Annotated in this window: 7 protein-coding genes and 2 tRNA genes; 4 read left to right on the top strand and 5 right to left on the bottom strand. The window is 40.2% G+C overall.

Annotated elements, in window-relative coordinates:
- Positions 1–27 precede the first annotated feature (27 nt).
- From CXF93_RS02800 to nadA, 3 genes are all read left to right on the top strand, one after another.
- A tRNA-Met gene (locus CXF93_RS02800) sits at positions 28–104 on the top strand.
- A 34-nt stretch (positions 105–138) separates the two neighbouring features.
- Positions 139–214: transfer RNA gene (locus CXF93_RS02805), tRNA-Lys, on the top strand.
- 193 nt (positions 215–407) lie between these two features.
- Complete coding sequence (gene nadA, locus CXF93_RS02810) at positions 408–1,415, top strand: quinolinate synthase NadA (RefSeq protein WP_101060884.1); 1,008 nt, start codon at positions 408–410, stop codon at positions 1,413–1,415.
- 229 nt (positions 1,416–1,644) lie between these two features.
- On the opposite strand, the gene CXF93_RS02815 is transcribed toward nadA, so the two are convergent.
- From CXF93_RS02815 to CXF93_RS02835, 5 genes are all read right to left on the bottom strand, one after another.
- On the bottom strand, positions 1,645–3,768 hold the full coding sequence (locus CXF93_RS02815) for a type I secretion system permease/ATPase (RefSeq protein WP_101060887.1): 2,124 nt from the start codon (positions 3,766–3,768) through the stop codon (positions 1,645–1,647).
- Positions 3,765–5,708, bottom strand: coding sequence for an EAL domain-containing protein (locus CXF93_RS02820; protein WP_101060889.1), 1,944 nt, complete (start codon positions 5,706–5,708; stop codon positions 3,765–3,767). The genes CXF93_RS02815 and CXF93_RS02820 overlap by 4 nt, the downstream gene beginning before the upstream one ends.
- Before the next feature lie 81 nt (positions 5,709–5,789).
- Positions 5,790–6,380: an OmpA family protein gene (locus tag CXF93_RS02825; protein ID WP_101060891.1), complete on the bottom strand. Its 591-nt coding sequence runs from the start codon at positions 6,378–6,380 to the stop codon at positions 5,790–5,792.
- A gap of 17 nt (positions 6,381–6,397) precedes the next feature.
- Positions 6,398–7,711, bottom strand: a complete 1,314-nt coding sequence (locus tag CXF93_RS02830; protein WP_101060893.1) for a TolC family outer membrane protein — start codon at positions 7,709–7,711, stop codon at positions 6,398–6,400.
- Between the two features lie 5 nt (positions 7,712–7,716).
- Positions 7,717–9,111 (bottom strand): HlyD family type I secretion periplasmic adaptor subunit, encoded by a 1,395-nt coding sequence (locus tag CXF93_RS02835; protein WP_101060895.1) that lies wholly within the window; start codon positions 9,109–9,111, stop codon positions 7,717–7,719.
- 691 nt (positions 9,112–9,802) lie between these two features.
- Between CXF93_RS02835 and CXF93_RS21940 the strand changes: the two genes are divergently transcribed.
- A partial coding sequence (locus CXF93_RS21940; protein ID WP_157824407.1) for a retention module-containing protein occupies positions 9,803–13,219 on the top strand: 3,417 nt, incomplete at its 3' end.

The raw sequence follows: 13,219 nt of genomic DNA on the forward strand, positions 1-13,219 counted from the left end.
AGTTCTGTAAAGAACACACAGCATTGTCGCGGGATGGAGCAGTCTGGTAGCTCGTCGGGCTCATAACCCGAAGGTCGTAGGTTCAAATCCTGCTCCCGCAACCAGTTAAACGATAGGTAACTATCGATGTAATAAAAAGGGCTGTTAGCTCAGTTGGTAGAGCAGTTGACTTTTAATCAATTGGTCGAAGGTTCAAATCCTTCACAGCCCACCAATTTGACTACTCTTTTCGTAAATAAAGAAAAAGTAGTATCAAGAATAAAAAGCCTCGCTATTAGCGAGGCTTTTTTGTTTGTATAGAAAAAACATTGCGCTAAGTTACGCTTTCATGACAATGCCATGTATAATGCCCGAAGATACATTTTTTGAGCTCTGAGTGATTAGCTATGATTCCCAATGTAGTAGAAATGGAATACCCATTCCCAAAAAAACCAGTTCCGTTATCGGCACAAGAAAAACTGGACTATAAAGCGCGTATTAAACAGCTTTTAAAAGAAAAAGACGCAGTATTAATAGCCCACTATTATACCGATCCTGAGATCCAAGCACTTGCTGAAGAGACTGGCGGTTGTGTTGCTGACTCTTTGGAAATGGCGCGCTTTGGGAACAATCACCCCGCTAAAACGCTAATCATTGCAGGCGTTCGCTTTATGGGCGAAACAGCAAAGATTTTAGCGCCAAGCAAACGTATTATCATGCCTGCATTAGAGGCAACTTGTTCATTGGACCTAGGTTGTCCGGTTAAAGAGTTCTCTGCATTCTGTGACGCTCACCCAGACCATACAGTTGTTGTTTATGCCAATACCTCTGCCGCTGTTAAAGCACGCGCAGACTGGGTGGTAACATCAAGTATTGCATTGGATGTTGTTGATCATCTCGATAGCGAAGGTAAAAAATTAATTTGGGGCCCAGATCGTCATTTGGGTGCTTGGATTGAAAAGCAAACTGGCGCGAAAATGGTGCGTTGGCAGGGTGCTTGTATCGTCCATGATGAATTTAAAGCATCTGCATTAAAACGTTTAAAAGCAGAAAATCCAGATGCGGCTGTGCTTGTTCACCCAGAATCACCAGCTGACGTCATCGATCTTGCTGATGCAGTAGGCTCGACTAGCCAGCTAATTAAAGCGGCAAAAGAGCTACCACAACAAAAATTGATTGTAGCAACGGACAAAGGTATCTTCTTTAAGATGCAGCAAGCGTGTCCGGATAAAGAAATGATTGCGGCACCAACAGGCGGTAATGGCGCGAGTTGCCGTAGTTGTGCTATGTGCCCTTGGATGGGCATGAATGGCCTTAAATCTATCGAAGATTCATTAATTAATGATGATGGACATGAAGTCTTTGTCGATGAAGATATTCGTCTAAAAGCGCTTATTCCATTAGAACGTATGCTAAATTTTAACGTATCAAACTAAACGTATAATAAGTTAAAATTAAAAAAGCCTGAATGCATTTTCTTCAGGCTTTTTTGGTTATGTCTGACGGTACTGCTGTCGAACGATCATCTTATCTTGTGTATGAATTACTTCAGCGGTATATAAGGCATTTTGTAGTAAATCAGGTATTAGGCTCGAAGTGATTAAGAGTAAAGGACTTAGAAGCTGCTGGGCATTTACCGCAACAGCTGATTCAGACATAGCCTTATTAATTGCTGGCTCTTGCCCGTGTAAGGTTGCCTTCACTTAATTGTTTAAGTACCTGACTTTTAGGGCCATCAGCAATAATATGCCCTTTTTCCATCACAATTAAACGATCAACAACATCTAACATGCTGTTTTTATGAGTAATAAGAATAAGAGTTTCGTCTTTAGATAAGCCGTTTAGTTGGTGCTTAATGTACATTTCTGAACGGTTATCCATGCTGCTTGTTGGCTCATCCATTAACAGTACTGGAGGTTTTCCAACTAGGGCTCGAGCAATGGCAATCGCTTGACGTTGCCCACCAGAAAGAGCTGCACCACCTTCACCGACTTGTTTCTCTAAACCTGCTGCATCTTGTTGTGTAAAGTTTGTCACCCCTGAGCGTTCTGCTGCAAGTAAAATATCTTGATCTGTTGTTAATGGGCGACCCAGAATAATGTTGTCTCGAATAGAGCCAAAGAACAAAGTGATGTCTTGAGGTACACAACCGATATTTCTACGAACATCAATATGATGAAGTTGGTTGATGTCGGTATCATCAATTTGAACTGATCCCTCTATGGGCTGGTATAACCCCATAATCAAACGTTCAATGGTCGTTTTTCCTGAACCGATACGGCCAATGATAGCGATTTTTTCTCCAGGGGTAATCGTGAAACTGACATCTTTAAGTGCGGCATTAGTTGCATTCGGGTAAGTAAAACTAACTTTATCAAAAACAATTTTACCTTTGATTACAGGGCGGTGAATATAACGTTTACCGTCTTCTTGCTCTGTTGGCATCTGCATAAGTTGCTCGATGATAGTCATGGCTGATTTTGCCTGATTGTAGCGTGTTGATAACAATGAAAGTTGTACTAAAGGGCCAACAGCTCGTCCACTTAACATGGTGGCAGCAATAAGTCCCCCCATGGTTAACTGGCCATCGGCAATGAGATAGACACCAAATACGATCATGGCTACAGAGGCAAACTGTTGTAAAAATCCAGCGATATTTTGTACTGAATCTGTAATGCGACGAGATTTGAGCCCCCAATTAGCCATGTGGGCAACCGCTTCTTCCCAACGGTACTGGAATTGATTTTGTGCTCCGAATAGTTTTACGGTTTCTAAACCACTTAAGCTTTCAATTAGGTTGGCATTTTTTTGCGATGAAAGACGAGATCCCTCTTCAATACTACGACGTAAAGGTCGTTGAATAAATAAGCTATAAATCACTAAAATGATGACGGCAATCAAAGGGACATATGCTAGAGGGCCAGCAACAAACCAAATAATAACAAGGAATATCAATGCGAATGGTAAATCAATTAATGATGAGACGGTGGCAGAGGTAAAAAATTCTCTAATAGATTCAAATTCTTGCATATGACGAGCAAAAGCGCCTACTGACGGTGGCTTAACTTCCATTCGAATACCCATCACTCGGCTAAATATTTTAGCTGAAATTAATAGATCTGATTTTTTCCCTGCTAGGTCGATAAAATAACTGCGCATAATTTTTAGTATTAAATCAAAGCCAAAAATAATAGAGATACCAATAGCCAGTACCCATAAAGAATCAAATGCCAGATTAGGCACTATTTTATCGTAAACAAGACGAGTGAAGAGTGGGGTAGAAATAGCAAAGATATTGATTAAAATCGAAACGATGAGTACATCGCGGTAGATGTTACGAGATTCCCATATTGTACTCCAAAACCAGTGACCATCGCGGTTTTTTAATATCTCAGGAGAACGCTCATCATATCGAAAGCGTTTTTTCATTAAAAATAAATGTCCTGTGTATTGCTGGTTTAGATCATCAAGACTTATCCATTGTTGGTTCGCATCTGATTGTGCGAGTACAACTTCTGCTTCTCCTTTTTCATGATCGATACTGAGAACAACACATGCATCACCTCCTTTTAAGAGCATGATGATAGGAAATAATAACGGAGAAATATCATTGAGAGCCATTTTGCTCTCTTTGGCTTGTAAGCCAGCCTTTTCGGCCGCACGAGGCAAAAGAAATGGAGTAAGAAGACCGTCAGCAAGGGGGAGATTTGAAATCAAAGCTTCCGGGGAATTCGCCTGGCCATAATAACGACTTACATAAACTAAAGACTGAAGTAGGGGATCTTTCATATATTTTTTTCACTATTTATTTTATCTACCACATAACCTTGAAAACCCCTTACCATAAGCGCAGCCAATTTTTCTTGTTGGCTGGTTACTTCAACACGAGTCGCAATGGTCGTAATTAATAGGTTATTCGCTGTTCGGGTAATTGATGCAAGCACATCAGCTTTGACTTGGTTTTCAAGTTGATGAGTATATGCAAAATCCAGTTTTACATATGCTGGGCGAAACTTATTTAGGTAGCCGATCGAACTGAAATTGTGTCCAAAATTATCGATACCAAAGGCAAAGTTATTTTGATGAATTATGTCACATAATAACCCTACATTGTTACTATGTTTGATAAAACAAATTTCAGGAAGCTCAAATATAATACGCTCTTTCAATTGCGGATTAGATTGCATTTTATTGGCTAACCAACGAATGAAGCCTGTGTCATTGACGCTTTTATTTGTAATATTAACTGCAATATTGTCGATACTTGTATCATTTTTTAGCATATTAAATAGCTCGTCGATGATGTGCATATCCATGTGTGTACTCGTATCTAACTGTTCTATTGCCCCTAAAAACTGTGCGGCGTAATAATGTTGGCTGTCTTTCTGAATATAAACAAATGCTTCTTGATGAAGAGTATTTTGGTGATGATCAATGGCTTTTTGGAAGTTGAATTTAAACAACTTATTAGCAATAGCTTCGTCTACTAATGCTTTCCATTGTTGCTTACCTATAGTGACCTTTTTACTCGCCTGACTTTGCTCTTTTACATCAAATAATGCTAAAGGCTCTTGTAATTGCTGCCTTGCTTGCATAAGAGCATTATCAGCTTGTGCAAGTAGTGTCGTCATTGTGTCGCCATGATTGCGCATGACTAAACCGACTCTTGCTTGAACTGGAGCAATATAAAGAGGGTCGTTTTGCAGTTCTGATGTCATAAGTAGTAATGAACGCCCCATGGTTTTTAGTTCTACTGCTGTGATATGTGGTGCGAGTAACATGAATTCGGACTGGTTAATGCGTGCGAGCGTATAATCATCATTGATAAGTTCTTTCATCCGAAACGATAATGTTTGTACTAGGTGGTCGCCAGCCTCATCCCCATCTTGTGCATAGGCATCTGTAATTAAATCTACTTTTAATAATGCGATACCACCTGTAGAAGGTAATGTTAACCAGGAATTAATTTGTGCCATTAGGTAGCTACGGTTTGCGAGCCCTGATACAGCATCTTGATATGCTCTAATACGTAAATTATCAGCCTCTTGCGCTTGTTGATCAAAATGGACTTTGAGTTGTGCACTCATATGGTTCAATGCAATCACCACGTCACTTAATTCCCGAGTGTTGGGAATTGTTAAAGTAGGGCCAAATTGATTATCAGACATTTGACGAGCACGGTATTGAACCGCTTTTAGCGGTTTAAGCACTTTAGATAAAATAAAGGCGAGTAATAACAAGCCTAATAAGAATGTAAGAATAAAACCGAATATAAGCTGTAAACTCGCTTGCCAAAGCTGTTGGTAAGCATAAATTGAACTACTGGTTACAGTGAGGTTTGCTAGTGGTATCAAACCATTGGTTAAGGCTGAAGTTCGAATGATAGGATCGATAATGATGACACTTTGAAACCAACTAGGTACATCTGTTACTTGTGTGGGATAGCTAAGAACAACCTCATCACTATAATCTAATATACTGAGGTGTACTTTGCTATAACGGTTGCCGTCGAAGCTAGCGTTGAACATTGACTTTGCTGATACAGTATCATGGACTTGTAAATAGGGGGTTAATGCCAGATTTACAGTTCTGACTGTATTATCAATTTCAGTCGATTGCTGTTCACGTAAAAAATCGCGTGTTGTGTTGAATTGAATCGCAAATACTGAGGTGATAATAGCAAAAAATACAACCAGTATCCATATCAGTAGTTGTCTATAAAGTGTCATTATACTCACTCATCAAAGTTAGTTTTAGGTTTATTTATTTTGATTTATTCATTCATATAGAGTCAATTATTAGGGATAACATTAACGATCTCTGAACGTGAAAATAGTCCATTCCTCAACAAGGATACCTTTTGAACCGACAACTCGAGCCACAACACGACGGCTTAGCGTGTTAGTCGCTTCACTTGATTCTGCTTCTATTGGTTCTACATCACCGAAGCCAATTGCTTTTATTCGCTGAGGAGCAACACCTTCGGCAATGAGCTGTTTCCGCACTTTTGTTGCTCGTCGTTTTGATAGCGCAATATTGTATTCTGCTTTACCTACAGGGCTCGCATAACCTTGTAATTCAATATAGGTTTCTGGATAGGCATCTAAAAAATCAGCCATGCGTTGAATTTCTGGTAAGAAGGTTTCAGGTATTACAGTTGAATCATTAGCAAAAAGAACCCGTACAGAATTTTCTTCGTCACGCTTTATGCTTGTTGGGCAACCATCGTTATCTACGATGGCAGAATGAGGGGTATCAGCACATAGATCTCGAAGATTAATGACACCATCGTGATCAAAGTCTCGTTGGTCTTGTGATTGCTCTGCAATAGGCGGCTCTTCCACTGTGACAGAACAGCCAAATAAGGTGAGTGCTAATAAACCAGTTAAAGTTCGTTTCATTGTTATTATTCCCTTTTCTATTTGACAGTGCTAACCCAACTCTTTGGTACATCGACACGCATTGAATCGAGTAATAAACCTGTTGCATTTAATACTCGATATTTGGCCAGAATACCGCTGTAATGGGCATTTAAATAGGCTTTTCGTGATTCAAATAGTTCATTCTCTGTATTCAATAAGTCCAATAGTGTTCGCTTCCCAATCCTAAATTGTTTTTCATACGCGATGACGGTTTTAGCTGAAGCATCGACATGTTGTTGTAAAAATTTGGATTGTTCGGATGTCAGTTCCATTGCACTCCATGCTAAACGCGTACCTTCTTCTAGCATACGGTGGGCACTGTCTCGAATATCTTTTGATTTATTTATTTGGTATGCCGCGCGACGACTCTTTGCTTTATCAGAGCCGCCGTTATAGAGGTTATAACGCATTTTTAGCATGGCTGAAAACTCATCAGTATAACCTGGTGAGCCATTGAGCTCGTCTCCCCATTCTTGAGATGCTTCAATGCTAAATGATGGGTAAAATGTGCCTTTGGCTTGTTCGTATTGTTGCAGAGCAGCTTCGATATCATTTGAGGCGACATAGGTAACAGGGTTATTATTTCGTGCTTTTTCCATTGCCTCATCAAGTGATTTAGCGAGGAAATTGATATCAACCTCTGGTTTCTCTAATGCTTCAGGAAATGCGCCAATTGTATGGAAAAATGACGTATTTTTATCGATAAGGTTATTTTGTGCTGATATTAAATTGCTATTGGAGCGCGCTAAGCGCCCTTCGATTTGGGCAAGATCAGCGCTAGATCCGAAACCAGCATCTGCACGTTTTTTAATATCAGAATACATGCGTTGGTGAACAGCAAAGTTGGTTTTAGACAGGGTTAATATGTTTTGGGCGCGTAATACATCGAGGTAACTTTCAGTAGCCGTTAATGCTATGTCTTGTGCATCAGACAATAATTGGTAACGTTGAGCTTCTGCTTCAGCTTTATTACGCTGAATATCGTTATAGGAAATCGAGCCATCCCACAATAATTGTTTGAACGATATTTTCACATTTCGAGGATCATACTCCCCTTTGGAGCCAGTTTCATTATCGTAATCTTCATAACCAACTCCAGCTTCTAGATCGACAGAAGGTAAGTAGTCACCTGTTGAAGAATTTATGAGCTCGTTACGGCTCATAAATTCATTATATGTACTTTTGATTTCAGGATTGGATATTAGTGTTTGGGCTATCGCTTGCTCTAATGATTGCGCCATCACTGGTATAGCCATGGATTGAAGACTAATAAGTAGTGCGATTTTTTTAATACGTTTTTTGATTATCATTATAATTACTCTCTTAATGCCGTTTGACGAACTTTAAGAACGGGTTTAAGCAGATAATCTAAAACAGAACGCTTGCCTGTGATGATGTCTGCCGATGCGGTCATGCCAGGGATGATCGGTAAGGGTTCACCATCTGGTCCTTTAAGAGTGTTATCTTCTGTCCTTATACGTACTTGGTAATAACTATTTCCTTCTTCATCCTGAATTGTGTCTGCGCTGATTGTTTCTAAGTAACCAGATAAGCCCCCGTAGACGGTAAAGTCATAAGCACTAAATTTGATTATTACAGGTAAATCTGGGCGTAAAAAACCAATATCTTGAGGCGCAATTTTTGCCTCAATCATTAAAGCATCTTCTGTTGGTACAATTTCAACTAAGTCCATACCTGGCTGAATGACACCGCCTACTGTATTAACATAAATTTTTTGAATTGTACCTTTGACAGGAGATAAAACGACAGTTCGATTTACGCGATCTTCAAGACCAACCTGTGATTCTAATAAACTGTTGAGTTGGTCGCTCGTTTCATTCAATTCCGCTTGTGCTTCAGAGCGAAAATTAGAAGCAATATTAATGTATTTGAAAATGACCTCTTGAATTGTTGCCTGTGTTACTGGTATCTGAAGCTCTGCAGAGGTCAATTCACGCTTGGTATCGTTTAACTGTCGTTGTAATTTGAGTAATTCAATTTTTGGTACAACACCTTCGTCAGCAAGTGGTTTTGTGATGTTGTATTCTTCACTCGCGATGTCATAGCTGCGTCGAAGGTTGTTCATACGTGATTTAGTTTCGATTAATTCGCGTTCTTTTTGATTGATCTGTTGCGCCATTCCTGCTAACTGGTTTTGAATATTTTCGATTTTATCCTTGTACTCATTTTCTTGACGTCGCACTAATTTCTTATGCTTATCTACAAAGTTAGTATCGAATTTAAGTATGTTATCTTTAACATCAACACTTTTTCGCCAATTAGTATTTGCTTTTTCTTTGTTAACCGTGACACTGCCTAATAAAGCATTTAATCGTATCGAGTCAGCTTGAGAGCCTGCTAAGCCTTGTGTTCTTTCACGAAAATCAGATCGAAAGAGGGTGTCATCAAGTAATAATAATTTTTGATTTTTTTCGACATGCTGCCCTTCTTTTATTAACACTTCTTTAACTATGCCACCTTCGAGGTTTTGCACAATTTGTAGCTGCGATGACGGAATTACTTTACCCGTACCTACTGTTACTTTATCGAGCTCAGCAACAGACGCCCAAGCAATTGCGACTATAAAAAATAGAACTATGACCCAAAGCATTATTCTTGCACTGTGTGGTGTATTTAATAATAATGCCGCTGATTTATCATCAACGAAATCTAATTGAGTAGGTGAAAGTGCTCGGTTTTTTTTAGCCATATAATTACCAATGCTATTGTCTAAGAACTCCTACTGTAAATACGTAGGTACATTCTAGATCTAAAAATAGATATTCTTTATAAAAAAGAGAGCAAAGTTTAATACCTTAAACATTCATTCTCAACTTTTTGCATTACAAGTGTTTAAATTTACTTTTCTTCTGCTAGGCCTGTTGATCTTTCATATTGGTAGCCAAATCATTGAGTATGTGAGGGCGAGCATGTTTTAAATAATCTAATCAATATGATTTTTCTCAAGCTAAGAAAAATCCGCGATAAATCGTATTCCATAAACCAAAAATGCAGATAAATCAGGCCAAGGACTGCCAACACGTAAGCGATTATACGAGATTCTCTCCTATCGTAAAAATTTCAAACAAAGATAAACAGACCCTAGTATATTTGCAACAGATTATTTTAAATGACAATGTGATAATATGGCCACATATTATTAAACGATATAAAAAAAGCAATAGCAATAGCTATACAACATAATGGTCAACGTATCATTACTGGAAAGTATACCTTTAAAATGCAATAACAATAACAATAACAATAATATTAATAACAACAATAACAATGTAATAGAACTACAATAGAAGCGTAGTAACAGTACGGTAACAAAGTGGTAGCAAGTGTTAAATTATCTGTGGGTTTGTACATAGTTTAAGTGTTTATGGAGTGGTATTTTTATGGCTAAGAACGATACGATAAATGTGGTTGATATGCAGATTCCAAAGGATGTCGCTTTTATTATTAAAGCAGGGGAAAAGATTGTCCCTATTGAAGCTGATTATCAGATGCAATCAGATGAAGTACTCGTTGCAAATGCCGGTGCTAAATTTGTTGTGATGAAAAATGGCATTCCTACTATTGTGAATGAATCTTGCCCCACCTGCATCATTATGTCCGAAGATGGCCTAAAAATCTCAGAGCTCAGTGATAGCGTATCGTTTAGTGCAGAAGGCGCGAGTAATGCTAACTTTTCATTGGATGATATAGCAGCGATTCAAGATGCAATTTTAGCTGGTGATGATCCAACAGAAACGATAGACACTGCGGCAGGTAATGAAGCGCAAGGTTCATCAAATAGCTCGTTTGTTGTTATTGATTATGATAACAATGAATTACTTGCACAAGCCGGGTTTGATACTGCTAGTGAGCAGCAAGAAACAAGAAATGAAGATGAAAGCCTCGCTAATCTTACAGCTGAAGGGGGCAATGCTGCGTCTATTTCTTTGGTTGAAGGCGATTTAGGTGATAATGTTCAATCGAGTACTTATCCAGTCGTAACCACTCAATCTGTCACTATTGAAGCAGGAACACAGCCACTCAATCCTGATTCATTTACGTTCGATTCCCTTACTCTTGATAACTTACTTAGCGAACTAAATAGTGATATCACATCAGGTGGTGAGTCTATTGAATTTGTCTTTGATTCAGTAACAAACTCTATTATTGGTACGCATAACGGTGAACTGGTATTGACTATTGATTTAGATACCAGTAGCAATGGTCCAGATGTTACTGTGAATATCACGACGACATTACACCAACCTATTGATCATGGTGATGGCACAAATAGCTCAGGTTTAGTCACCAATATTGATGATCAAATAAATATTAATGTGTCTATTCAGGGCGCCGATGCTAGCAATAATAAGCTAAATAACCCTATTAGCATTGACATCAGTATTGCTGATGGTATTGACCCGTCATTTAGTACGGATTCGGGTGTCACTGTTGATGAAACAACGCAAAAAGGCGATGTAATTTCCGGTCAAATTCCACTAGATGTGGGTTCTGATGAAATCGCGACCATTGAATTCCAATCAAACCAACCAAGTCTTGCGGGTATGACCAGTAATGGTGAAGCGACCACGTTCACGGTTGTCGGTAATACACTGACAGTAGTGGATAGTGTTGGCAAACCTGTGATGACGGTGACTGTCGCCACTGACGGTTCATACGAAGTGACCGTAACTGGTCCTGTTGACCAAGTTGACAGCGAATCAACCAATATTGACTTGAACGTTACCGCTACCGACAAAGACGGCGACAGCACCGATGGTTCGATCGACATCACTATCACTGATGGTGGTGATGCGGGGGGAAACGGTACAGATGGTAATAACCTAGTCACTGTTACGTTGAACGAAGGCGATTTAGACGTAGCGGGTGATGGTGTTAACCTAAATGATATAGATACGACTTACCCAGCGTCACAATCAGGTTCGTTCGTGATTCAAGCGGGTGAAGACCGTTTGGTCCCAGATTCCATCGCTATCGACCCTGCTTTACAAGATGCGTTAATTACCGAGTTGCAAAACGAACTGACCTCGGGCGGCGAAAAACTGACCTTTACAGTCGATGGTAACGGTAATTTGGTTGGTAAATTGCCGAGCGGTGATGTCGCTGTTACGGTTTCCCTAGCGGGCGAACAGCAAGGCCAAGATGTAAAAGTGTCGGTGACCATCACGCAAAACGTCTCATTGGATCATAATGGTTCTGATACAGCGGGTTACATGACTTTTAATAATGATGAGATCCATATCAACGTGCCCGTGCAAGTAACTGATACCGACGGAGATGATTTAGATACGGCAGCCAATGTAGATATCACGATAACAGATGGTGCTAATCCTTCGTTTGGTACTGATTCTGGTGTAACAATTAATGAGTCAACAGACGAAAACAAGGTAATTGAAGGTCAGATCCCGCTGAATGTGGGTTCTGATGAAATCGCGACCATCGTATTCCAATCAAATCAACCAAGTCTTGCTGGCATTACGAGTAATGGTCAGGCGGCTACATTCACGGTTGTCGGTAATACATTAACGGTACTGGATAGCGCAGATAAACCAGTGATGACAGTGATCATCGCGACTGACGGTTCGTATAAAGTCACCGTGACAGGTCCAGTTGATCAGAAAGACGCGAGTGATAAGGTTAATATTGACCTGAACGTGACAGCGACCGATAAAGATGGCGATACCACTGATGGTTTAATGGACATTACGATTACTGACGGCATCAATGCCGCAGGTAAAGATCAAGGCGCTGTTACGTTGACCGAAGGCGATTTAGACGTTGCTGGCGACGGCGTTAATCCAAGCGATACTGATACATCTTACCCAGCGTCACAATCTGGCTCGTTTGTGATTAAAGCAGGTGAAGACCGTCTTGTTCCGGGTTCGATCAAAATTGACCCTGCATTACAAAGTGATTTAATAGCAGAGCTGCAAGCTGAACTAACCTCGGGCGGAGAAGCGCTGACCTTTAGCGTCGATAGTGACGGCAATCTTGTTGGTGCATTAAACGGCGTTGTTGCGGTTACTGTGTCTTTATCTGGCGAGCAGCAAGGTCAAGACGTGAAAGTTACGGTGACCATCACGCAGCATGTCCCGTTAGATCATACGAATACTGGCGACACTGGCGGCTACATAACGTCCGCTAATGATGAAATTCACATCAATGTGCCAGTGCAAGCGACCGATACCGATGGAGATGATTTAGATGCACCAGCTAATGTAGATATCACGATAACAGATGGTGCAAATCCTTCGTTTGGTACTGATTCTGGTGTGACAATTAATGAGTCAACCGAGAAAGGCAATACAATTTCAGGTCAGATCCCATTAGATGTGGGCTCAGATGCGATTGACAGTATTGTCTTCCAAGCAGCGCAACCTGGATTAACGGGGATCACGAGTAACGGCGCAGTGACCACGTTTACGGTTGTTGATAATATATTAACCGTACTCGACAATGCGGGCGATGCGGTGATGACAGTCACTATCGCGACGGATGGTTCATATCAAGTGATTGTCACTGGTCCAGTTGATCAAAGTGACAGTGAATTAACCAATATTAATTTGGGTGTGACAGCGACCGATAATGATGGCGATAGCACTGACGGCACATTGGCTATTTCCCTTACGGATGGGAGCAATGCCGCGGGTGGCGATGACGGTGTGCTAACACTGGCTGAAGGTGATTTAGATGTTGATGGTAACGGTGTTGGTGGTACTGATACCACTTACCCTGCATCGCAATCTGGCTCGTTTGTGATTCAAGCGGGTGAAGATCGTCTTGTTCCTGATTCAATT

Origin of the sequence: Moritella sp. Urea-trap-13 (genome assembly GCF_002836355.1) — a bacterium.
Taxonomy (GTDB): domain Bacteria; phylum Pseudomonadota; class Gammaproteobacteria; order Enterobacterales; family Moritellaceae; genus Moritella.

What these genes read in the sequence shown, in the direction of transcription:
- CXF93_RS02830 (WP_101060893.1), bottom strand. Translation starts at nt 7,711, where the DNA reads ATGATAATCAAAAAACGTATTAAAAAAATCGCACTACTTATTAGTCTT.
- CXF93_RS02820 (WP_101060889.1), bottom strand. Translation starts at nt 5,708, where the DNA reads ATGACACTTTATAGACAACTACTGATATGGATACTGGTTGTATTTTTT.
- nadA (WP_101060884.1), top strand. Translation starts at nt 408, where the DNA reads ATGGAATACCCATTCCCAAAAAAACCAGTTCCGTTATCGGCACAAGAA.
- CXF93_RS02815 (WP_101060887.1), bottom strand. Translation starts at nt 3,768, where the DNA reads ATGAAAGATCCCCTACTTCAGTCTTTAGTTTATGTAAGTCGTTATTAT.
- CXF93_RS02825 (WP_101060891.1), bottom strand. Translation starts at nt 6,380, where the DNA reads ATGAAACGAACTTTAACTGGTTTATTAGCACTCACCTTATTTGGCTGT.
- CXF93_RS02835 (WP_101060895.1), bottom strand. Translation starts at nt 9,111, where the DNA reads ATGGCTAAAAAAAACCGAGCACTTTCACCTACTCAATTAGATTTCGTT.